This window comes from Bartonella tribocorum CIP 105476, assembly GCF_000196435.1.
Classification (GTDB): Bacteria; Pseudomonadota; Alphaproteobacteria; order Rhizobiales; family Rhizobiaceae; genus Bartonella; species Bartonella tribocorum.
Genome location: NC_010161.1, coordinates 362,559 through 384,923 on the forward strand (window position 1 = coordinate 362,559; position 22,365 = coordinate 384,923).

23 protein-coding genes and 3 pseudogenes are annotated in these 22,365 nt (G+C 38.0%); 10 read left to right on the forward strand and 16 right to left on the reverse strand.

Translation table 11 applies throughout. From position 1 onward, the window contains the following. Nucleotides 1-7: 7 nt before the first annotated feature. Complete coding sequence (locus BTR_RS01430) at nt 8-244, reverse strand: DUF2093 domain-containing protein (RefSeq protein WP_012230735.1); 237 nt, start codon at nt 242-244, stop codon at nt 8-10. Nucleotides 245-355: 111 nt separating this feature from the next. Continuing rightward, nucleotides 356-2,209 carry a DNA mismatch repair endonuclease MutL gene (gene mutL, locus BTR_RS01435; protein ID WP_012230736.1) on the reverse strand — a complete coding sequence of 618 codons (1,854 nt, stop codon included), beginning with the start codon at nt 2,207-2,209 and terminating at the stop codon, nt 356-358. 273 nt (nt 2,210-2,482) lie between these two features. Between mutL and BTR_RS01440 the strand changes: the two genes are divergently transcribed. Together BTR_RS01440 and lldD are read left to right on the forward strand one after the other, a co-directional pair. Beyond that, nucleotides 2,483-3,571, forward strand: coding sequence for a 2'-deoxycytidine 5'-triphosphate deaminase (locus BTR_RS01440; protein WP_012230737.1), 1,089 nt, complete (start codon nt 2,483-2,485; stop codon nt 3,569-3,571). 1,083 nt (nt 3,572-4,654) lie between these two features. Next, the gene (gene lldD / locus BTR_RS01445; RefSeq protein WP_012230738.1) at nt 4,655-5,806 is read left to right on the forward strand and encodes an FMN-dependent L-lactate dehydrogenase LldD; all 1,152 of its coding nucleotides are present in this window, start codon (nt 4,655-4,657) and stop codon (nt 5,804-5,806) included. 1,088 nt (nt 5,807-6,894) lie between these two features. Here the strand turns inward: lldD and BTR_RS01450 are convergent. After that, nucleotides 6,895-7,157, reverse strand: a pseudogene (locus BTR_RS01450) (Arm DNA-binding domain-containing protein); the annotation flags it as partial. 1,789 nt (nt 7,158-8,946) lie between these two features. On the opposite strand from BTR_RS01450, the pseudogene BTR_RS13800 reads away from it, so the two are divergent. Beyond that, nucleotides 8,947-9,357, forward strand: a pseudogene (locus BTR_RS13800) (integrase); the annotation flags it as partial. A gap of 500 nt (nt 9,358-9,857) precedes the next feature. Here the strand turns inward: BTR_RS13800 and BTR_RS13805 are convergent. The 3 genes from BTR_RS13805 to BTR_RS01465 are packed head-to-tail and all read right to left on the reverse strand — an operon-like array spanning nt 9,858 to nt 10,892. Further along, nucleotides 9,858-10,073 carry a hypothetical protein gene (locus tag BTR_RS13805; RefSeq protein ID WP_012230742.1) on the reverse strand — a complete coding sequence of 72 codons (216 nt, stop codon included), beginning with the start codon at nt 10,071-10,073 and terminating at the stop codon, nt 9,858-9,860. Further along, nucleotides 10,006-10,233, reverse strand: coding sequence for a hypothetical protein (locus tag BTR_RS01460; protein ID WP_038473233.1), 228 nt, complete (start codon nt 10,231-10,233; stop codon nt 10,006-10,008). Before BTR_RS01460 ends, BTR_RS13805 begins: the two co-directional genes overlap by 68 nt. Continuing rightward, nucleotides 10,230-10,892: a lysozyme gene (locus BTR_RS01465; RefSeq protein ID WP_012230743.1), complete on the reverse strand. Its 663-nt coding sequence runs from the start codon at nt 10,890-10,892 to the stop codon at nt 10,230-10,232. Before BTR_RS01465 ends, BTR_RS01460 begins: the two co-directional genes overlap by 4 nt. A 1,121-nt stretch (nt 10,893-12,013) precedes the next feature. Between BTR_RS01465 and BTR_RS01470 the strand changes: the two are divergent. The 5 genes and pseudogenes from BTR_RS01470 to BTR_RS01490 all read left to right on the forward strand — a co-directional run. Further along, a pseudogene (locus tag BTR_RS01470) lies at nt 12,014-12,607 on the forward strand (DNA adenine methylase); the annotation flags it as partial. A 429-nt stretch (nt 12,608-13,036) separates the two neighbouring features. Beyond that, a complete protein-coding gene (locus BTR_RS01475) occupies nt 13,037-14,194 on the forward strand; it encodes a tyrosine-type recombinase/integrase (protein WP_012230745.1) in 1,158 nt (385 codons plus the stop codon). 272 nt (nt 14,195-14,466) lie between these two features. Next, the gene (locus BTR_RS01480) at nt 14,467-15,057 is read left to right on the forward strand and encodes a phage antirepressor Ant (protein ID WP_012230746.1); all 591 of its coding nucleotides are present in this window, start codon (nt 14,467-14,469) and stop codon (nt 15,055-15,057) included. 119 nt (nt 15,058-15,176) lie between these two features. Then, nucleotides 15,177-15,452, forward strand: coding sequence for a type II toxin-antitoxin system RelB/DinJ family antitoxin (locus BTR_RS01485; RefSeq protein WP_012230747.1), 276 nt, complete (start codon nt 15,177-15,179; stop codon nt 15,450-15,452). 12 nt (nt 15,453-15,464) lie between these two features. Beyond that, complete coding sequence (locus BTR_RS01490; RefSeq protein ID WP_012230749.1) at nt 15,465-15,746, forward strand: type II toxin-antitoxin system YafQ family toxin; 282 nt, start codon at nt 15,465-15,467, stop codon at nt 15,744-15,746. A gap of 124 nt (nt 15,747-15,870) precedes the next feature. On the opposite strand, the gene BTR_RS01495 is transcribed toward BTR_RS01490, so the two are convergent. From BTR_RS01495 to BTR_RS01505, 4 genes are read right to left on the reverse strand one after another with little or no spacing between them, the layout of a single operon-like run. Next, nucleotides 15,871-16,083, reverse strand: coding sequence for a hypothetical protein (locus BTR_RS01495; protein ID WP_012230750.1), 213 nt, complete (start codon nt 16,081-16,083; stop codon nt 15,871-15,873). Continuing rightward, nucleotides 16,076-16,279 carry a hypothetical protein gene (locus BTR_RS13315; RefSeq protein WP_081458149.1) on the reverse strand — a complete coding sequence of 68 codons (204 nt, stop codon included), beginning with the start codon at nt 16,277-16,279 and terminating at the stop codon, nt 16,076-16,078. The genes BTR_RS01495 and BTR_RS13315 overlap by 8 nt, the downstream gene beginning before the upstream one ends. Continuing rightward, nucleotides 16,212-16,439 carry a hypothetical protein gene (locus BTR_RS01500; RefSeq protein ID WP_012230751.1) on the reverse strand — a complete coding sequence of 76 codons (228 nt, stop codon included), beginning with the start codon at nt 16,437-16,439 and terminating at the stop codon, nt 16,212-16,214. Before BTR_RS01500 ends, BTR_RS13315 begins: the two co-directional genes overlap by 68 nt. Next, entirely contained in the window at nt 16,436-17,098 is a 663-nt protein-coding gene (locus BTR_RS01505; protein WP_012230752.1) for a lysozyme, read from the reverse strand. Before BTR_RS01505 ends, BTR_RS01500 begins: the two co-directional genes overlap by 4 nt. Before the next feature lie 106 nt (nt 17,099-17,204). Here BTR_RS01505 and BTR_RS01510 point away from each other — a divergent pair, with 106 nt between their 5' ends. Further along, nucleotides 17,205-17,528, forward strand: a complete 324-nt coding sequence (locus tag BTR_RS01510) for a type II toxin-antitoxin system RelE/ParE family toxin (protein WP_012230755.1) — start codon at nt 17,205-17,207, stop codon at nt 17,526-17,528. 11 nt (nt 17,529-17,539) lie between these two features. Beyond that, nucleotides 17,540-17,851 carry a helix-turn-helix domain-containing transcriptional regulator gene (locus tag BTR_RS01515; RefSeq protein WP_012230757.1) on the forward strand — a complete coding sequence of 104 codons (312 nt, stop codon included), beginning with the start codon at nt 17,540-17,542 and terminating at the stop codon, nt 17,849-17,851. A gap of 72 nt (nt 17,852-17,923) precedes the next feature. Here the strand turns inward: BTR_RS01515 and BTR_RS01520 are convergent, their stop codons facing one another. The 6 genes from BTR_RS01520 to BTR_RS01540 are packed head-to-tail and all read right to left on the reverse strand — an operon-like array spanning nt 17,924 to nt 22,364. Beyond that, complete coding sequence (locus tag BTR_RS01520; protein WP_012230759.1) at nt 17,924-19,231, reverse strand: phage late control D family protein; 1,308 nt, start codon at nt 19,229-19,231, stop codon at nt 17,924-17,926. After that, nucleotides 19,228-19,452, reverse strand: a complete 225-nt coding sequence (locus BTR_RS01525) for a tail protein X (RefSeq protein ID WP_012230761.1) — start codon at nt 19,450-19,452, stop codon at nt 19,228-19,230. The genes BTR_RS01520 and BTR_RS01525 overlap by 4 nt, the downstream gene beginning before the upstream one ends. Further along, complete coding sequence (locus BTR_RS01530) at nt 19,449-19,829, reverse strand: phage tail protein (RefSeq protein WP_012230762.1); 381 nt, start codon at nt 19,827-19,829, stop codon at nt 19,449-19,451. Before BTR_RS01530 ends, BTR_RS01525 begins: the two co-directional genes overlap by 4 nt. Nucleotides 19,830-19,834: 5 nt before the next feature. Continuing rightward, nucleotides 19,835-21,970: a tail protein gene (locus BTR_RS01535; protein WP_012230763.1), complete on the reverse strand. Its 2,136-nt coding sequence runs from the start codon at nt 21,968-21,970 to the stop codon at nt 19,835-19,837. Next, nucleotides 21,967-22,038 carry a GpE family phage tail protein gene (locus BTR_RS13320; protein ID WP_081485993.1) on the reverse strand — a complete coding sequence of 24 codons (72 nt, stop codon included), beginning with the start codon at nt 22,036-22,038 and terminating at the stop codon, nt 21,967-21,969. The genes BTR_RS01535 and BTR_RS13320 overlap by 4 nt, the downstream gene beginning before the upstream one ends. A gap of 38 nt (nt 22,039-22,076) precedes the next feature. Beyond that, complete coding sequence (locus tag BTR_RS01540; RefSeq protein ID WP_012230764.1) at nt 22,077-22,364, reverse strand: phage tail assembly protein; 288 nt, start codon at nt 22,362-22,364, stop codon at nt 22,077-22,079. Nucleotide 22,365 lies beyond the last annotated feature (1 nt).

Consider the following 22,365-nt stretch of genomic DNA (forward strand, 5'->3'; position numbering starts at 1 on the left):
TAAGGGGCTATTCTTCTTGTGTTTTTAACAATTGCTTGAGATATGGATTGCATTCAAGTTCGCGATGATAGGAGATTTCACAACTAGCATAGGCTTCTTGGCGGTGATGATTCCAATATTTTAAATCATCTATAGGGATTTTTTGTCCGCTAACAGCACAAACGATATAGGTTCCATATTCTACAATATCATATCCGTTATTAGAATAACGAACTTTTGCTTCGCGTTCATCATGAGAAAACATTTTCTACATTTCCTTTTTACTTGACATTATTACTCAAGAAAATGCCATAAGATATATTATACAGTCCAGAATTAATTTAAAAATATTTTTCTTGTTAAAAGGATTAAGCGTTTATTTTCTGCCAAAAAGCCGTTCTATATCTGCTAATTTGAGTTCAATATAAGTAGGGCGGCCATGATTACATGTACTTGTATTGGGTATTGCCTCCATTTGTCGTAACAGTCTGTTCATTTCTTCGGGGCGTAAAAGACGTCCTGATCGTATGGAGCCGTGACAAGCCATCGTTGCTGCAACATAATCAAGCATTGCTTTTAAATTGTTTGTTGTATCGTACTCAGCAGCTTCATCGGCGAGATCTTTAATAAGGGCTTGTACGTTGATCTTTCCTAACATGGAAGGCGTTTCGCGTACAAGAATTGCACCAGGTCCAAATGGTTCTATTCCTAATCCAAATTTTTGCAAAGCATCTTTGTGTGTTAAAAGGCATGTTGCATCCTCTTCAGAGAGTTCTACAATTTCAGGAATGAGTAATAATTGTGAAGGAAGTGGTTTGGCATAAAGTGCATTTTTGAGTGCTTCATAAACCAATCGTTCGTGTGCAGCATGCTGATCGACAATGATCAAACTATCTTGAGTTTGGGCGATAATATAGTTTTTATGAATTTGTGCTCTGGCCGCACCTAGAGGATAAGATAACTCTTCTGATGAAGGTATAGTGCTTGGAATGTATGCATCTCCGCTTGGTGTATTTAAGCCTTCCATAATAGGCGTGGCATTTTCTTTCAAACCAAAAGAGTTGGTACTATCCAACGGTTTGTGAACCATTGAAGCGGTGGCAAAATGATGAGACTGCGGGCTGTAAGAAGAGGATTGGTGAGCATTTTTAAAATTACCCAAAGATTGTTGTGTCAATGGTTTTTGTGTTTGAAATGCAGCAAGCATTGCTTCAGAACGGGTTGAAGTAGGGCGAATACCAGATTGCTGCAATGCTTCACGAATTGCTCCAACGATTAAACCACGAATTAAGCCCGGATCACGGAATCGTACATCAGCTTTGGCGGGGTGAACATTAACATCGACTTCAGCAGGGGGAAGATCAATAAAAAGAATAGCGACAGGATAACGATCCCGTGTCATGACATCAGCATAAGCGCCTCGGATTGCACCCCATAGAAATTTATCACGCACAGGACGCCCATTAACATAAGCAAATTGATGAAGGCTGTTATTTCGGTTGAAAGATGGCAAACAAGCAAACCCCGTTAAGCGTACGGATTCGCGTTCAGCATCCAATGCAATGCTGTTAGGGGCGAATTCTTTTCCCATAATTTGGGTAATACGTTGTAATTGTCCTTGCGTATTATTTTCTGTCGCAGACAGTTCCATAGATGTTCTGTCTAGTCCTGAAAGAGAAAAGCGGATATGTGGAAATGCAATAGCAATTCGTTTAATCATATCACTAATAGCATTTGTTTCAGCCCGATCAGTTTTCATAAATTTTAATCGTGCTGGTGTGACAAAGAAAAGGTCACGAACTTCAACAATTGTTCCCAAATTTGCAGCAGCGGGCTTGGGACCTACAATTTTTCCTGCAGTTACGGAAATTTCAGCAGCATTCTCAGCCTCTTTTGTTCGTGAAATGAGTTTGAGTTTAGCAACAGAACCAATAGAAGGGAGAGCTTCTCCTCTAAACCCAAGGAAGCAGATATTGTGTACATCATCGGTGATCTTTGAGGTACAATGGCGAGAAACGGCTAAAGTTAACTGATCTGCCGGAATCCCACAACCATTATCACTTACCTTTATAAAATTTTTTCCACCATTCGCTGTAATAATTTCAATGCGCGTTGCACCAGCATCAATAGCATTTTCAACAAGTTCTTTGACAACATTTGCTGGCCGTTCAATCACTTCACCAGCGGCGATTTGATTAATAATATTTTCGCTAAGATGGCGTATAATCATCATAAATTCTAACAGGGTTCTTAAGGGGGTTATAGGAAATTATGATAACATTATTTGTGCAACATTCAAGAATGAGAAGGTATGAGAGATCTTATTTCTAAACATTTCTTATTTTTTCGAGAGCGTATTATACTAAATGTTCTTCATTATTCGAAATATTAACAGATTACTTGAAAAAAATAGAAAAAATAATTTTTATCATCCTAAAATAGCTTGCACCAATTTATCATCTAGGTCAAAAAAGAAACAGTGTAAAAAGGGAAGGCAACATATATGGCGCGTATAAGCGGTATTTTAGCAGATAGTGATATACAAGCTTTGATTGATAATAACTTTCTGAAAGCTCAATATCCATTTGATAGATCTCAAATACAACCCGCAAGCCTTGATCTTCGTTTAGGGGAAAAAGCTTATCGTATCCGTGCTTCCTTTATGCCGGGTCTTGATACAAAAGTTTTGGATAAACTTGAACGGTTAAAGTTACATGAGTTTGATTTACGAGATGGGGCTGTTTTGGAAACGGGCTGTGTTTATATAGTTCCACTTTTAGAAAATTTGTCCTTACCAGAATTTTTATCTGCTATTGCCAATCCAAAAAGCTCTACGGGACGATTAGATATTTTTACACGAGTTATTACGGACAATGCTCAAGAGTTTGATAAAATTTGTGCTGGTTATCATGGTCCCCTTTATCTGGAAATTAGCCCACGAACATTTCCAATTTTGGTGCGTACAGGCTCGCATTTATCACAGCTTCGATTTAGAAAAGGGCAAAGTTATTTAAATGAAATTGAACTGCATGCTTTGCAAAGGAAAGAAACGCTGATATCGGATGATCTTCCTAATATTAGCGCTGGTGGTATTGGGCTTTCCATTAATTTAAAAGGAGATGAAAACAGGCTTATAGGTTATCGTGGGAAACATCATACAAGTGTTATTGATATTGATAAACGTGCTGTTGCTCACGTTTTAGATTTTTGGGAACCTCTTTTTGATCGTGGACAAAGGGAGCTGGTTCTTGATCCTGATGAGTTTTATATTTTAGTTTCACGAGAGTTTGTTCATGTGCCTCCACTTTATGCTGCAGAAATGACACCTTTTGATCCTTTAGTTGGTGAGTTTAGGGTGCATTATGCAGGCTTTTTTGATCCAGGATTTGGGCATATGGAAGCGAGTGGTAAAGGGGCAAGAGCGGTTTTAGAAGTGCGGAGCCATGAAGTTCCTTTTATCTTAGAGCATGGTCAAATTATTGGCCGTTTGGTCTATGAGCATATGCTTAATCGACCATCAGCCCTTTATGGACATGATATTGGGTCACATTATCAAGCACAGGGTTTAAAGTTATCCAAGCATTTTAAATGAGCTGAAAACGACGAATTTTGCTAAAATGTATGGAGAAAATATCTTTTAAGTAAGAAATTTGTTCTTCACAAAATCGGCACCATGCACTCTATTTTCAGTTTTAAAAGTTATGGCAGCCCTTGAATTTTGAGGATATGAGAGGCATTTTTACTTTTTTTTAAGAGTTTTTATTCATACGAGTTCTGTTTATGATGAGAAAAAGAATAGTTTCAATTGTTTCATCGTGAAAAGAGCTGAAATGAAAGATTTTTATTGTATTTAATTCTTATTCAATATGTCATGCATATGTATTATAATAATAAATCAACAGCTTACTGAAATTGGATATAACAATAGCTTATTTGTTTTTCAAAAAAACGTGTAAGACTGGGTGTTGCTATTCACTACATTTTAATAACAATTTTTTTAATGAAGAGTGTTTTAATTTTAGCAACCCATTTATAGCCTCGGGATATAATACCGCCAGAAAATTATTCAACTAAAGGTGAATAATTTCTATGATAATGAACATTAAAAAATTTTTTTATGCTCTATGTGAATGAGATATTGTATATTTTTATGAACTCTCACGAATAAGTAAAATATCTCATTTTTGAATATTACCATATGAGAATATTTCTGGACATACGTGACAGCTTTGTTTCCAGTATTAATTAAAGTTTTTTTCTCTCTTTGGGAGGAGATTATGGGTTATGCTCAATGACAAGAGACTCTATATTCTTATAAATGATAATGTAAGGATTCTTTGGAGGAAGAGATGTCTTTAAATTGCAATTAACTTAATTGGTGGAGCAATCGCTTTCGAATATGTATTCATTTAAAATAGAATATAATAATTTCAATTGCCATGAACAATGTGTGAGTGGATACGTTATGGATACTGCTCCATACTGTATATTTTTATATTTGGAAAAGAGAAAGAAGACATTGTTTTTATCAATTAGTTTTTTTAGAAAGTTGCAATCCCTGTTATCTCTATTTATTCAATGGAGCATTTTGTGAGGATATCAAATAGGAGATACAGGGAGCTCTTATGCGTTTTAGGGTATTTTCCCTTTTCATTTAGGAACAATGGTGCCATCAATGATTATTGCTTCAACATTTGATTATCGGAAGGCAGCAAAACGTCGGCTTCCCCCTTTCCTTTTTCACTATATTGATGGTGGGGCTTATGCTGAAGAAACATTGCGACGTAATTGTAGCGATCTTCAAGCACTTGCACTGCGTCAAAGGATTTTAAGGCAAGTTGGTGGTGTTGATCTTTCAATCAAGCTTTTTGAGCAGCGACTTGATTTACCGATTGTTCTTGCACCTGTTGGGCTCACGGGCATGTATGCACGTCGTGGTGAAGTACAAGCGGCGCATGCCGCAACAGCAAAAGGGATTCCTTTTACTCTATCTTCTGTTTCAGTTTGTCCCATTGCAGAAGTGCAGGAAGCGGTTGGGGGAGGATTTTGGTTTCAGCTTTACGTTCTCAAAGATCGTGGTTTCATGCGTGATGCATTAGAGCGGGCTTGGGCATCTGGGGTTCGCACACTGGTTTTTACCGTTGATATGCCAATTCCTGGTGCCCGTTATCGTGATGCGCATTCGGGGATGTCTGGCCCTTATGCTGGATTACGCCGTTTTTTACAAGCTTTTACGCATCCACATTGGGCTTGGAATGTGGGTATTATGGGGCGCCCCCATGATCTTGGAAATGTTTCCACTTATCTCGAAAAGAAGATTGCATTGGATGATTATGTTGGTTGGCTTGGGGCAAATTTTGATCCATCAATTGGTTGGCATGATCTACAATGGATTCGGGATTTCTGGAAGGGAAAAATGATTCTGAAAGGTATTCTTGATCCAGAAGATGCGCGAGAAGCAGTACAATTTGGTGCTGATGGTATCGTTGTTTCTAATCATGGCGGACGCCAACTCGATGGTGTCTTATCAACGGCGCGGGCATTACCAGCAATTGCCGAGGCTGTAAAGAATGATTTGGTTATTTTAGCGGATTCTGGTGTGCGTTCTGGACTTGATGTTGTACGCATGATCGCACAAGGTGCGGATGCCGTTATGATTGGTCGTGCTTTTGTTTATGCACTTGCAGCAGCAGGTGAGAAAGGTGTTGCTCACCTGCTTGATCTTTTTGCCAATGAAATGCGGGTCGCTATGACACTGACTGGTGCTCAGACACTCAAAGAGATTACATGTGAAAGTTTAGTGAATACAGATGCCTTTAAACAATGAAAGTTATGTTTTATACTGCTTTTAGAAAAAAATCTTTTTTATAGAAGAGCATAATTGTATATTTTACAGCTAAGTTGACGGTTAACGTTAAAGAAAAAAGTCAAAACTCTTCTCCATAAAATGACAAGAAGTACCCAATAACTATAATAATAGTAAAGAAAAAATCTTAATAACAATCAAAGCAGAAAAAGCAAAAATGACATTGCTGCATCTTTTATTCACTTTTTTAAAAGCTTATTCTAAGGATAAAAAGGAACAAGCGCTGCGAGTAAAGGCATAACAACTGTTGATATAGAAAAAATAGATATAAATAATGCTGTGAGCATTTTTCCTCTCCTGTTTATAAAAATATAATATATTAATTATGTATTGTTTTAATACACAATTAAATTCATATAGTATATAAATAATTTTATTTAAAAAGTCAATATGTGTTATTAATAATATATAAATTTATAATAAAAAAGTAGATAGATATGTATAATATAAATATTATTATTTCTAATATTAATGAATAATTATATTATATGTATATGGTATTGTTTTTTATGGAATGTATTTTAAAACAATGAAAAATACAGTATAGTATCTTTTAAATAAAACGCATTCATTAGAAAGCGAGACAACGTGATTTAATGTGCTTATCAGCCATTGTTTTCTTGTCCTCTCAATGATTTATGATAGTTTTGAACTCGCGAGCATATTAGGAGGCAGTTGAATATTTTTTGTATAGTATGCTAATGCTATTTACACTTTCTCGATTGACACCATAATTTACCAAAATATCTATTTTGTTTCTATTGCAGATGTGGTTATTTGGTACTGCTAATGATATAAATTGGTATGGAATGTTTTATTCCATAAGCAATCTAGCAATTGCATCTCTAAGTTTTCATTGATATTATTCTCTTAAAAAATAATCACAGTTCTATGGAATTTTCATAACTTTAGCGCTGTATATTATCTAAAGATCAAATTATTAGCACATCTGTAACTTTTTGTATAATTTCTATTTTTGAGCCTTTCAGAAATATCAAGACAAATATGAACAGTTTCACCAGTAGCAAATACAGAGAGTATCTTTTCCCTTTTATGGGGTCACGCCCTTCATGTAAAACAGAACGCCACCCACTTGCCAATTTACGTGCTTTTTTTTAAGAAACATGTCTTAAGGCACCCAATCCCATTTCACGGTGTCGCCCATGAAGGGTATAACGATAAAGCCCCCATGAAATAATATAGCACCACCATCTTTACGATTATGAAGTAGCAAGCCAGCACCATCATTATATTTGCCAGCTCGTGGGAGTTGCGACAGATCTTGGCACTTGAGAGCGTTCATAAGAGCCATTTGGGGTCCTTTCTTGTATAAATTTTACCCACACACCAGCCCCGCTTATGACGTGCAAGCAAGTGATATGAATTGATTCAATCTGAGAGGGGTTAGAATAAGAAAATCTTACGATATTAGGGACTCTCATTCAATATGCAAAACAGCGAATTACCATTATAAATCAATTCCTTGTCCTTCTATGATAGAAGCTTTATAAATACCGATTTTTAAAGCATTCCTTAAATAAAGCATTATTATGAATATTTTTTAACCAACGCGCTTTCTTAAAACTATATAAATGAGCACAGGATTACTGAGAGTAGAAAAAATTGCAATTTTCGTTTGATTGAATTATGACTCGTAAGTAATTGGATAGATAATATTTACTTTATCGCTGAATGAAAAATTTTTTCTCTTTTAAATAGAAGATGGTTTATTAGCTAACCAAAAGAGGTAGTTTACGAGTAGCCTTTTTGATACAAAATTTAATATCGCAGCCATTTTATTATCGCTTGGAGCTGTGACAAGATGGCTATGATAGATGAGAGAACATAAAAAATAATTGGATATATTTTACGATAAAAATTATAATTTTACGAATCTCGTAGCCTCATATCAGCCACCGATATTGGTGATAAAGAATTTGACAAAAATAATCATTAAAATTATTGAGAGGATTTCTCATCGCGCGTACACAAAGCCTTTTGTCGACGTGGGTATATTTTCTTTAGAAAGAAATTCATTCTATTCGTTAAAATCAGCAAGAATTTCTCAAGTGATGTCGTAATTTTTTGGGAAAATGTTACAATGCCACGATCATTCTTTTATGAAAACTGTTAACCTTTCATATGAGACGCCATGGGGGGGCAACGCTTAATAAAGCAAGATCCAGAAACTCTCACGGATTTAGAATAGGTCTCAAGGTTTTATATTGACAGTGATTATTAGCGGGACGGTAGCCAATTTCGTACGATGAGAGTTGAATCCCGTTGTAGCGCGCGGGTTTAATCCTTTCCAATTTGAAGGCGTGTTAAAACTTATTGACTACCTTTTAGCAGGTATTTGCATTGAACATTTAAGCGGAGCTGATTTTATTGTGCGTTATGAATGTTCAAACACATTGTTTTATTTTGACTCACCTTATTATGGTGTTGAAGGCTATTACGGAAAGAATTTGTGTAAGCGGGAGAATGATCAGATGATGACACGGGTTTTGCACAAATAAAAGGAGGATGCTTTTTGTCTTTAAACAATATGCTAGAAGTTCGAAAAACTTTCAGTTAACTTCATAAGAAAGGTTATACAATTTTATACAGACTGCTCTTCAAATAATGCAATTATTGTTAAGGAATGGAGCATCACTAATCTTGATTTCTAAAACAAAGAAACAATGTGCATTAAAGTTTTTTTTAATTTTGAAGGTTTGTTGAGAATCCTTTCATAATCTTTTGAAAAAAGTGAACTGATACAAGATTTTCTATCAAAATATAGAAACTTTTCTAGCAAGTTACGAATAAATCTAAAAAATATATATTAAATATAAAAAATGCTGCAACATGTTCGCAGAAAGGGCTTTAGAAATGAGAAGCAAAGTGTATAAAGATGCGCAAGGACGCATTACTACATATCTTTTTATAATTCAGTAAAAAATAAGAATTATAGAAAAAATCCTATATCAAAAATTAAAGGAAGTCTGAAGAGCGGACCCAAAAAAGTGAACAGGCAATGCGTGAAAAGGTGGACGAGAAGGTGAATTAGGTAAGGAGGCTTCATAGATTCATCATCAGCATTCGCAAAAGCATATCTCCCTCAAGGGGGATATTGTGATGGGGCAAGGGGATGGTTGAATATTCGAAAAGACAATATACGCTTTTGGTTGTTTCATTATACACATCACAACAAGCGCTGTGAAATGGGGCTTGATTCTATACACAAGACTTTTTTTAAAAGAATTACAAGAGCTTGAAAGAATTATGGTGATATTCTCAAAGAAGGCAATGATCCTATTGTCTTTCGAAAAAAGATTATCTTAAAGCAGGAAAGCAATATCTTCAAGAAATTGTGCAGGTGGCTTTTGAAAGTAAAAAAAGCTGAGTTAAAAAATGAAGGGAAAAATGGGCGTTGGTTTTCTCCATTGGAGTTGCATGTCATTTGATGGATAGGAGGCTTAGCTATAGAAAAATTAACAGCCAATATTATCTGCAATGTTTTGCACCCTTTTAGTATAAAAAGTAGATAAGGATTTAGTCTATCTTCAAGAGTATGACGGTAAAAAACTGAAATTACGTTATTTACAAACGTTATTTACAAATCGCATAAAAAACCAATATTCGTGTACAGCTTTGTGGATTGGTTTTCTTAAAGCATGGACAGATCTCTAGATATTGTTTTGGCTGAAGACAACTTTTCATATCATCAGATCTTTGAATGGCAATCACAGGGTGATCAATAACATCTTTTCTTCTCTTTTTTTGATAAGATAACAGAGATACCCTAGAATATATTGATATACTCAATCATTTTACGCGAATATAACCAGTTGAATCCTTTTGTTTCAAGCTACCTCCGCTTGTCACTTCAATTAAATTAAGCCACTCCAATTAAATTAAGAGACCATCAAAGTGCTTTCACCCTTTAAGTGCTTCTGCTTTTAATTTGAATGTACTCACCTCTTTCAAATTTTTCATTGATTAATTTTTCAGAGGAATTTCATTTTTATCATTTCACCTTTCGTGTATGTTTCCACCCACATAAACGCTCACCTTGTTCGTTATGTTTTAGAATATCTCTTGCCAAATTGGGACTAATGACATTGATGTCTTGTCGATTCAAATAAATTGGCAGCCATCCAATACAAGAGGTTCGTTCATTTGTCGCGCAACCAGTTAGAAAGCTTATCGCGCACATCAGCATCACTTTTCTTGTTAATTTCATTTTCTACCTCAAGCCGTGTTTTCGCTATATTAAAAGCTTCCTTTGTTTGTTTCTGCTTCTCAACTCTTTTACCAAGCAAAAAGGCTTTCACTAAAGCTATAAAAAAAGCTGCTATGATTGCTGACGTCGTCGTCAGATATTTTTTTATCCATAAGATCATAGTCGATGTTCCTGAAAACGTTTAGCAATATACACCATAGCTATACAAGCAGCTAAGACCATAATGCCTGCTAAGGCCCATTGGACAGGCCCATTTCCTGCAAAAAGTCCCCCAAGCCCTGAAAAAGAGCCTATGATTGGTGCAAGAGCTTCTATTTTGCAAATACCTGTCACACCTTCTGGTTCTACTACATGATAATTAGGGGCAACATGAGCACCTTTCGCCCATAATCCTGCTTCGGCTGCTCGACGATTGACAAGACCTTGGATACGTTTTCCTCCTACTCTTGTCCATTTTTGCAATTCAGTCGGTACCGCTTCATATTCACCATTATTGAGTTTTTTTAAAAGTGTAGATTTGCAAAACGCTGTTATTCCTACATTGTAGGAAAATGATACTAAAGCTGCGAATTGCTCATCACTTAAAGGAACGGCAACAGCTTTTTCAATAGCGGCTTCACACTCTCTTAAGTCCTGACAAAGGATTTTTTCAGCTTCTTTTTCTGTAATTTGCATGTCTTTATAGACACTTGGGGCACCAGCCGCACTTGTATGTCCATAACCAATTGTCCATATTCCACCAGAATCTTCATAGGCCTTTAAACGTAAGCCCTCCCATTGCTTAATCAGTGCAAGCCCTTCTTTTGATATTCTTCGCATTATCCTTGTCCTATAAAAAACCACACAAAGCAGGATATGAATTGAAAATTTACATCTACTCATTTTAAAGCACAGAACAGTGAAAGAATCTAAAGATCTAAACCCTCTATAAGAGACTCTATTAAGATCCATATCGTTTTATTAATAAAACAAAGATTATGCTAAAAACTATTCATTTTGCAGCAATTGATCTCCGCTTAAAGACAATAACTTTCAATAAATCCAATTTATAATCAGATAAACTTCACTCATAAATTCTTACATTTAATCCAGAATTATTTGAAACACTTTACTTGAAAACAAATTTCAATAATCCTGATGAAGAAAAAACTTTTCAATAAAAAATAAGAGATATAACAACTAATGAAATAAAACATATTAATTTTTTAAGTAATTGCAGAATCCATAAATTACACCATAGAGATTTTCCATAAAAAACAAAGAGACATATTACAGCTTAATACTATATCTACAAAATATCTTAGAATCAGTATATGCAACACGTAACGTATTATACATATTTAACAAAAAAATCTATAGTCAATTTAATTATTCTTTGTTTTTTCCTCTAATTGCTTAATTTTCTTAAAAACATACCTTCATGAGTGATTTGAAATAGACTGTTACATAAATTTTTTATAAATAAAATATGTTTACATAAAAACATAATGGATACTTATTCCTTCTCTTATAGTCTGTTTCCAACTGAAACAATATATTAGAGAAGCATATTCAATATATAGATCAATGATATTTGATGGTTTTTTGAAGAATATTGTACTGTAATAAAATTGAACAATAGTCTTGGTCATGGTATTTTCCATATGAATAACGCCTTCATTTGCTTAATATGAAGCGTTTCGCGACACGTTTGGGTCAATGGTATCATTTTTGTCTGGTGTTTATTGGTTACGTTTCCAGTAACATCTTAAATGAATCAATCAAGCTTTTGAAATCTTTTTAGGCGCAATGATACAAAGAATACAAAAGATTTTGATAAAAGCAGCTTGAGGTTAGGGAGGAAATTTTTTCTCCCAGCATCTTCACCCATTTATGTAATATAGAAATGAGATGCTCTTTGATAATGGTGATAGATATGTCCACCCCATGAATGTGCACAGCTTTTTAGGGTGTTACAACGCCATTATCACCCTTTTATAGAACTGTTAGCGTTTCAAATAAGCAGCCGTGAGACGTTTGAACGCTTACAGACACAAAATCCAGAAACGCTTACGGATTTAGAACGGGCTTTGCGGTTTTTATATTTGCAGCGTTTAAGTTTTAGTGGGAAAGTAGCAGAGCGTACGTTTAGAGTTGAGACAGACCGTAGTGCACGGTTTAATCCCTTCAAACTTGAAGGTATATTAAAGCTTATTTACCGCCGTTTAGCGAGAGTTATCATTGAACATTTAGACTGGTCTGATTTTATTGTGCGTTATGACCGGCCAAATACCTTGTTTTATCTTGATCCACCTTATTTGGGTGTTGAGGATTATTATGGCAAGGACTTGTTTAAGTGGGAGGATTACCAGACGATGTCTATGCTGCTTGCACAATTAAAGGGGAAGTTTCTTCTCTCTCTCAATGATGTGCCAGAGATTCGAAAAACCTTCAGTCAATTCCATATAAAAGAGGTGAGAACAATTTATTCCTGTAATTTGTTAAATAATGCGATTCCGGCAAAGGAACGCATCATTACCAATTGTGATATTTAGGAGAAGAGAAAAAGATCTATTAAAGGGATTTAAACAATCTTTGAAAGGTCTTTGAAGACCCTTTGAGAACCTCTTAAAACCATCTAAAAGAAAATAAATTGGTACAAAACATAGTGTCAAAATATACAAAATACGCTGGCAAGCTACAGTAAAATTATATAAACTACACGAAGAGGTCTAAAAGATGGTCTGAAAACTGCTATTTAAATAAAAAATCTATGTATTAAACACATAACATGGTGCCGCATGCCGGCAGATCGGGCTTTTGCAACAAGAATCAAGTTATGTAAATATGTGCAAGAGCATATTGATGTCTATAATTTTTTATGTTCCAATAAAAAAATTAAGAATTAAAGAAAAAATCTCAAATCAAAAAATTAAGGTGGTCTAAAAGGTGGACCTAAAAAGGTGGACGAGAAGGGAAATTAAGTGAGGGGAATCCATAGATTATCAGCATTACTTGTCAAGTCTGCTTCTCAGGGTAAATATTGTGATGGAGCAGGGCTATGGTTGAATGTTCGAGAAGACAATACGCGCTCTTGGTTCTTTCGTTATACATACCACAACAAACGCCGTGAAATGGGGCTCGGTCCAGTTGCACAACTTTCTCTGAAAGAAGCGCGCGAACTTGCCAAGCATTATAGTGCTATTCTCAGAGAAGGCAATGACCCTATTGTCTTTCGAGAACAAACCGTCTTAAAACAGCAAAGCAACATATTCAGTGAGATTGCAACAGCGGCTTTTGAAAGTAAAAAAGCAGAATTAAAAAATGAAGGCAAAAATGGGCGCTGGTTTTCTCCGCTGGAATTGCATGTTATTCCACACATAGGCGGCCTCTCTATAGAAAAATTAACGGCTAATATCATTCGCAATGTTCTGGCTCCTCTTTGGCATGAAAAAGCAGACACAGCACGAAAAGCACTTAATCGTATTAACATTTGTTTGAAATATGCTGCGGCTCTTGGTTTGGACGTTGATCTACAAGCTTGTATGAAAGCACGCGCCCTTTTAGGAAAACCCCGTGCAACATCAACAAATATCCCTGCTATGCCATGGCAAGAAGTTCCGGCATTTTATCAAAGCTTAGATGATAATATCCTTTCAAATTTAGCACTGAAGTTACTTGTTTTGACAGGAGTACGGTCATATCCATTGCGCTATTTTCGTCTTGAACAAATAGATAAAAATATATGGACAATACCCAAAGAAAATATGAAGGGCATTGTAGGGAAAGTTTCAGATTTTCGCGTGCCATTAAGTCATGAAGCTTTGAAAGTGATTGAGAAATCCCTCCCCTTTGAAAAAAATGGTTTTCTCTTTTCTGGTCTTACAGGCAAGCCAATTTCTGATGCAAGCATGGCAAAATATATGACAGTTTGTGGTTTGACTTATCGTCCCCATGGTTTTCGTTCCAGCTTACGGGATTGGATAGCAGAGACAACGTCAACACCCTTTGAGATTGCAGAAACTGTTCTTGCGCATTCCGTTGGGAGTTCAGTGACAAAAGCTTATATGCGGACAGATTTTTTAGAACAACGACATACCCTTATGGAACAGTGGGCTGCATTTATAACAGGAGCGACTTGACAGGCTTATAACAATGTGTCTATTGTCGAATCAGGTGCCTGAAAAACACCTTGAATCGATAGCGGATAGATTGCCGAAACAATCTTTTCTCCGCACATTAAAGGCTTTGACTCATTGTATGTTACACACATATAATGGCTTTGTCGGGTGTGGTTACGCTATACAATACCCTTTTGGGGAAAGCGTAACGACGGACTATCGACCGTGTTTTTCAGCACCCGGCATCCTTTGTTGGTTGTCAATGAAAAACCTCTAATCGATAGGAGTTCATTATGAACACACTTATAGAAATTAAAGAACAAATCATTGATCAGGAAACTATTCAGACAGTAAATGCACGTGAGTTGCATACATTTTTGGAAGTTAAATCTAATTTTAGAGATTGGATAAAAAATCGCATTGAGGAGTACGGATTCTTAGAAAATAAGGACTTTATAGGTTTCGCTAAAATTTTAGCGAAACCTAATGCCCCTCAAGAAAATCAAGGTGTTATGAGTTTCGGTAAAAATTTACCGAAACCTAAAGGTGGTCGTCCAAGTATCGAATATCACCTTACCTTAGACATGGCAAAAGAGCTTTCCATGGTTGAACGCAATGAGAAAGGCAGACAGGCTCGTCGTTATTTTATTGAGTGTGAGAAAAAGTTAAAAAGCCAATCTATTGATTATGATAATGATACACGCTTTGATTTGCCAAGTTACTGGGAGGGTATGAGTGCTGGTGAAAAAGCTTTGTATCTTTTAGGTCCTATTCATGTTCGTCTTATTGATGCTTTTAGAGTGGATGAAGAGAACAGAAAATATAAAGCTCTCATTAAAGAAGCTAAGCGGGTTTTAGCAAGATCTGTTACGAAAGCTGCTTAAGTTTAAAAGCATGGCCATCTCCCCGTTTTAAAAGCGGGGAGGGGATTATTGGATAAATCTCTTGACATAAGTTTTAAATGTAGTACACTGTAGTACAAATAAATAGGAGGTTTAAGCGAATGGGTAAAATTCAAGCACGCATACCTGATGAAGTTCAGGAAGTTGCAAGCGCAGTTATTAAATCCACGGGCTTAACTGTATCAGATGCGGTGCGTATGTTTATGACCCGTATTGCTAGAGATAGAGCATTGCCGCTTGATCTATTTCAACCCAATCCGGAAACATTGCAGGCTATTGAGGATGCTGAAATGGGACGTGTCGAGCGTACGTCATTGGATGGTCTGCGAGCCATGATTCGTGATGATAAAGCCGAAGTATGTAAGTCTGAAAAGTGACTTTGGCTAGCGATGCGGGAAATTGTTTATACTAAATCTTTTCGGCGTGATCTGAAACGTGAAAGTAAAGGGCGGTATGCTGATACATTAGAGACAGATTTGCTGCTTGTGATCAAAGCATTAGCGGAAAACGAACCCTTAAAAATGCAGTGGAGAGATCACGCACTAACAGGGCAATGGCGAAACTGTCGTGATTGCCATATTAAACCAGATCTCGTTTTGATCTATCGAAAGCCTGATGATGAAACTTTAGAACTTTTACGGCTTGGTTCACATTCTGAACTGCGTTTATGATAATTTTTCAAGTTTTTGAAAACCACTGTTTGAGATGTGTAAAACGATATTATCTCTCGCATCTGTGAGGCGTGCGAAATTGATAATTCATTTGCTAAACAGTTTCGCACGTTTCAAAGTGTATTTAGAGTCGGATATTTGGTTTTTGTGTAAAAATATTTTCTACAGCATCTATAAGACGTGAAAAATCAAGTGCTAATAAGAGTATAATGAGTACAATCCATTTCGTATAACGTGACATCACTTTTATACTTTTGTAGGTCATGATGATTTCTTGAAGGATTTCTTTTTCTCCTTCTGTAAGTTCTATATCGTCTTGTGTTCTTTTCCTAGCCATGTTTCCACCCACACACACGTTCGCCCTGCTTGTTATGCTTTAAGATCTCTCTTGCTAAATTGGAACTGATGACGTTGACATCTTTTCTCTCTAAATAAATTGGTAACCAACCAACACAAGAGACATACTTATTTGTCCCGCAACCAACGAGAGAGAGCAGCACGCACATCAGCATCACTTTTCTGATTAACTTCATTTTCCACCTCCAGCCGTGTTGTTGCTGCCTTTAAGGTTTTTTCTGTTTGCTTTTGCTGTTCTGCCTTTTTCCCAAGGGTGAAAGCTTTTGCCAAAGCTATAAAAAAAGCGCCTAGAGCCGCACCTGTTAACAGCAGATTTCTTTTCATCCATAAGATCATAAACGGTGTTCCTGAAAACGTTTAGCAACAAAGAAAAGACCAACACCTGCAGCTAAAACCATGATAGTGGCGAGCGCCCATTGCACTGGACCGTTGCCTGCTAATAAGCCGCCAAGTCCAGAAAAAGAACCAATGACTGGTGCAAGGGCTTCGGCTTTGAAAAGCCCTGTTGGTGCTTGCGTTTCTACGGTTTGGTAATTCGAGGAAACAAAAGCACCTTTCGCCCATAATCCTGCTTCTGCTGCACGTCGGTGTACAAGACCTTGCAAGCGTTTTCCACCGGCTTTGGTCCATTTCTGTAATTCGGTTGGGATTGCTTCATAATCGCCACTATTGAGTTTTTTTAATAGGGTCGAATTGCAAAAAGCTGTTGTTCCTACATTATAGCAAAAGGAGACCAATGCCGCGAATTGTTCATCGGTTAAAGAAACTTGAACGGCTTGTTCAATGGCATTTTCAAATTGTCTTAAATCGTGGCAAAGAAGTTCTTCTGCTTGTTTTTCAGTGATTGCCATACCTTTATGAACAAAAGGTTTTCCAGCATTGTTTGTATGTCCATAACCAATGGTCCACACTCCAATGGCATCTTTATAGGCATTGAGACGTAAACCTTCCCATTGTTTAATCAGTGCTAACCCTTCTGGTGATATTGTTCTCATGTATTGCTCCTATAAAAAAGCCCCACACAAGGCGGGGCTGAGTGAAAATCTAAAAATAAATTTCTTTCGCTCTTGACAAATATTCGTTTATAAACGAATATACATTATGTTTGAAATACGTCACTACCTTACCTCTGATGGCAAAGACTTGATAGCCGATTGGCTGCGAAAGCTCCGTGATGTGCAGGCTAAAACTGCAATTATTCGCCGTCTTAATCGTTTAGAGCAAGGAAACTTTGGCGATTTCAAGCCACTTCGTGATGGTGTCTATGAACTGCGTATGAATATTGGTCCTGGTTACCGAATTTATTATGCTCAGTCTGGAAAGACCGTATTATTGTTATTATGCGGTGGTACCAAAAAAACACAAGACACCGATATCACTCGTGCATGTGCTTGTTGGTACGATTGGCAAAACCGTGAAGATTAAGGAGTGCAAAGATGAAAGACCGTAGCCATGATGATGCAATGGCAGAAATATTCCATGATGACCCTGAAGTAGCAGCAGCGACCCTTGATGCAATCCTAGCAGATGGTGACCAAGGGGAACTGCTTGTAACACTTCGTCAAATGGCAAAAGCCTATGGTGGTGTTCAAGCTGTAGCTAAAGCAGCCAAACTGAATCCTACACAACTTTATCGTACACTTTCAGAAAAAGGCAATCCAGAGTTCCGTAGCCTAAATGCTTTACTACGTACCATGGGGCTTCGCTTAGCTGTACAACCTCTTGAACGACCCGTTCCACACGTTTAATCCGAGTGTTGAGTGTATTAAGCATTTTCTAGCCCTAAACAACAGTTTTTTACGGCAAATCATGGTAACCTGTTATCTATCTTCCTCATCCATATGGATAACGCCTTCGCCTTCATCACATGCGTTAGGTGGGGCGTTTGGATCAAGGGTATCATCTTTGTCTGGTGTGGTGTTTGCAACGTTTCCAGCCGTATCTTCTTGGGTTTCATCAAAAAGTTCACAATCTATTTTTGTAGTATAACCACCTGTTTTATCAAGCTTGTGTTTAACGCTTTTGATACGCCATTCTACTGGAATATAGGGGCGGAAAGGGGGCTCTTGAACAAGCTTTGCTTCTGCTTGCACAAAGGGATCACCTCCGATATCACACGAGAAAGAAGATTTCCCACGTGATGATTTGTTGCGATAAGCAGCAATAGCCGCAACAGCTTCTGATTGATTGTGGTAGGTGTATTTGAGTTCATGAAACGGTGGTTTGCCAACCTTGACTTCCTTTTTTTCACCAGTACGGATATCATGATAGTTTGCAAGTACACCGCCTTTTTTCTCTTCTTCTTGCTCTTGATTTTCAGGTGTTTTGGCTTCCGTCTCTGCTTTAGGCAAATTGGGGGCGTCACTTTCATCCATATGGATAACATCTTCGCTGTTATCAACTTCTTCTGGTTCTCGTGCATCAGCGGCGGCTTTTTGGTCATCTCCTGCCTCTGTTGCTAAGCCATTGGCCGCTCCTGCTTCATCACGCGCACTGTATTTAAAATCCCAAGAGCTGCAGAGTTTTTCATGGATAACAATAACGGGGAGTGTTTCACCAGTGATGGCTTTGCCTTCACCCCGTTTGGCAAGCACCAATTTGCCATCAACGGGTTTTGCTACCGCATCATAGTCTTCTGCAAGGCGCGTGGCAAAAGCCATATCGCTTTCAGAAGTTTGGTCAATGTGACGCACAACAATTTTTGCAAGAGCAGGGTCAACTTTTGGTGTATAGCCATTGCGCTGTGCTATCTCTTGAATAATACTGCCAAGGGTTTGTTGGTGATAGGATTGGCTTTTGGGTGTTCTATAAGACGTGTTCATAGAGGCGGCGCGTCCTGTCACGCTTAAACTTTGTGGGGGGCTGCTTACAGAGATTTCATCAATCAGATAGGCTCCCATATCGCGGTTTTTGCCGCCTTCATAGCCAAGTGTGACAGAAATGATTGTTCCGATGAGAGGAATATCAAGAAAGCCATTGTCGCTCTCACGCGCGCGGTCATCAAGTTCTATGGTGATGCGGTCACTTTTGTCTTCTGCTTCATCCGTAATTTCAATCGATAAGACATAGTCCATCAGAGTTCTTGTGATGTCCTCTCCATTTGCCATCACTGTGCAAAAAGGTTTCATGATTGACTGCCCCAAATTCTAATCACCGGTGTGGCTTTAGGATAGGGAAGGGTTGGCAAAACGATTGTGATGCCTGCTTTTAAGATGGGTCCATAGTCTGCAAGACCAAAGTTTGCTGCATAAACGCGTTCAACAGCAAGGGCTTGTTGACCCTTGGCATAGTATTTCCAGCAAATGGCATCAACCATATCGCCTTCTTTTGTCACGTAAAGATCACTCATAGCTCTTCACCATATTCTCTCAACTTTATTGTAAATTCTTGTTTTTTTGGGGTCCCATTTTGGTGAAAAATGCTTTGTTTTTCCTCTACGGAAAGAATGACAAACTTTCCTAAAATTTTCCCCTGACCCGTCACAAGGATATGAGGACCATTATGCGCCATTTGTCGCAAATACTCGATTTGTCCGTGACCGCCTTTAAAATCTGGATAGATCACACCGGTTAAAGAAAACTCTGCATTTGCCACAGCAGGCAATTGAAGAGCAGCTTTGCGCCCCAATCGCCCTTGCTCGACCCATGGAACACCATAAGACATGTCAAGGGTTTGATAAGCGGCCGTTTCAATGGAAAAGATAAAACTACCCAAAGCTAACATCATGATGTTTAATCCGAAAGGCTAGAGGCGATAGCCAAGCGCTGTTGTTTGGCATAGTGTTCAAGGGCTTGATTGACTGCGTTTCTGATTTCATCTTTAAGACCATTGGGGACGGAAATATTTAAATTTGAAATCATCACGCGGGCATCGATTTCTACCGGCTTATGAACGGTAATGGGCTTGGGAGCTTTGAAGGCGCCCGCTTTTGTATTTGGAGCTTCCATATGCTTTGTTTCAACGCCCCCTGTATTAAAGCCACTTTTGCGTTTTTCAGGGGGGGTATTTGTAACCACGGCTGTATCGAGCATTTTTTTTGCCCGTGTATTGGTTTCTTCGGTAAAGGTTTTAATGGTCTGCGTTGAAGTTTTGTTGATTGAAACATTAAACCCTAACTTTTCTTTCATCCAGTTTGGCATCCAACTGGTTAATTTACTCATCATGCCGCTGAGCCAGTCAGACAGAGCGTTCCATTTGCTTTTGATGCCATCCCAAAGCCCATTAATCAGATTGGAGCCTGCTTCCATTAAATCGACACCGAACAGCCATTCAATGAGTTCATTGATTTTTTTCGAAATCCAAGAGAGTGGTGAAAAGTTTTTAAAGAGCGCCAAGAGGTTATTGAAAGCATTACTACATAAGCTTGCAAAAGAATCCCATAGCTTGCTTATAAAGCTTATGACTGTGTCCCAATTTTTGTAGAGCAGATATCCGGCAGCAACAAGAGCTGCAATGCCGCCAAGTATCCAGCCAATAGGTGTGGTCATGATAGCAACACCAAGCGATATAAAAGCAGAACCAACGGCGGTTATTGCTGGAATAAGTGAAGTTACAAGAGATACCGCAAGACCCGCAACTGCGGAAGCAGCCGGGACCATTGCTGCAATGAATGATCCGATAAGAATTGTTCCAACTACAGCTAAAGATGCTGCTATCCAGCCATTGAGTTTATCCCAATATTTATAGAGTACAGCAAGTGTTGCAATACCGCCAATGAGCCAACCGATAGGGGTGGTCATCATAGTATAGCCAAGGCTAACAAACGCTACTCCCACGGCTGTTAATGCGGCAATGAGTGGACCAAAAATGAAGGAACCAAGAGCGACAAGCCCCACCTTGAAAAGAGTTATTTCACCAATTAGAGGTTCTAGCCATTGAAACCAGCCTTTAATCCTTTCTGTGAGATCACTGATACCTTTTCTTAAATCAGAGGTAGGATTAAGCAAATCTTGCAAGACTTTTCTTAAGGTTTTAGCCCAGCTCGCAACGGTTGTTTGAATGAGGTCACGGTTTTCATCAATCAACTTTGAAAAACCGTCAACCATATCATTGATCACGGGCATAAAGCGTGCACCAAGAAAGTTCGCGATACCACCTATTTTTTTCTTAAAGGCACCAAGCTTGTCACTTAAATCTGCGGCATAGCGTGCAACATCGGCGCCTATCAGCCACTTTCCTTTTCTCGCCTTTGCAAACAGCTCTTTGATGGGCGCCATGCCTTGTGCAAGCATGGATGCCATCTCTTTACCATCACCCCCAAACAGCAGAGCAGCAATATGCTGTCTTTGTGCTTGATTTTTCATTTTACTCATTTTTTCGGTAATTTCTTCTAGTAAGAGAGAATTTGATTTGAGTTTGCCAGAAGCATTTTTGACAGAAATACCAAGCGCTTCAAATCCCATCATGCCTCTTTTTTGTCCAGCATATGCTTGCGCAGAACGCCTATTTAAGGTTGCCAAGGATTGTTGAAAGAGTTCGGCAGAATATCCTGAATTATCAGCAGCATCACCCCATAATTGAAGTGATGCAACACTCATACCTAAATGGTGTGAGGCATGGTGAAGACTATCTCCCAGATGCATGGTTTTCATGGTGAGGGCGGTCACACTTGCCACAAGCCCCCCACCAGCAAGCCCTAAGACACCGGTAAAGACCGAAGCACGACTTGCAGCTGTGCTAAGAGCACCTTGAACACCATGAAGACTTTTTGTCATGTTTTTTACAGCAGCAGAAAAGCGCGGAATACCCATTCTATGAGAGAGTGTTTTTGACAATGTATTAAATTGTTTTTGTACACGTTTAAGAGGTGCGGTGAGTTCGTCTTCAAGAGACAATTTCACCTTTGCATCGGCAACTTTTTCACTCATTTTGTCTTATACCTTTCTGCTGCTTGTTTTCGCCAGAATATGAGTTCTTGTGGTTCCATTTCCATCATCTCTGAAAGGGACCAATGGAACACAATGGCGATATCGGCTATGAGTTTTGCGGCGGTTTCCCAGTCGAGGTATCCCGCCGTTTGATAAAAGACTCCAAGATCTCTCCAATGCTTGACAAATCATTGATATCAAGTTCACTGATAGCCTCATGCGGCCATCCAGAAAGGCGTGCGATCATAGCGATTGTTTGCTCTACGCCTTCTTTTTTGTCGATTGCTTGCAAATCTTTTGTTTTGGGGCGCTGTAAGGTAATTGTGGTGTGTTCTTTTCCTTCAAAGGTAATAGGGATAAGCAATTGATGGGTAACACTTTGTTGTATAGTCATT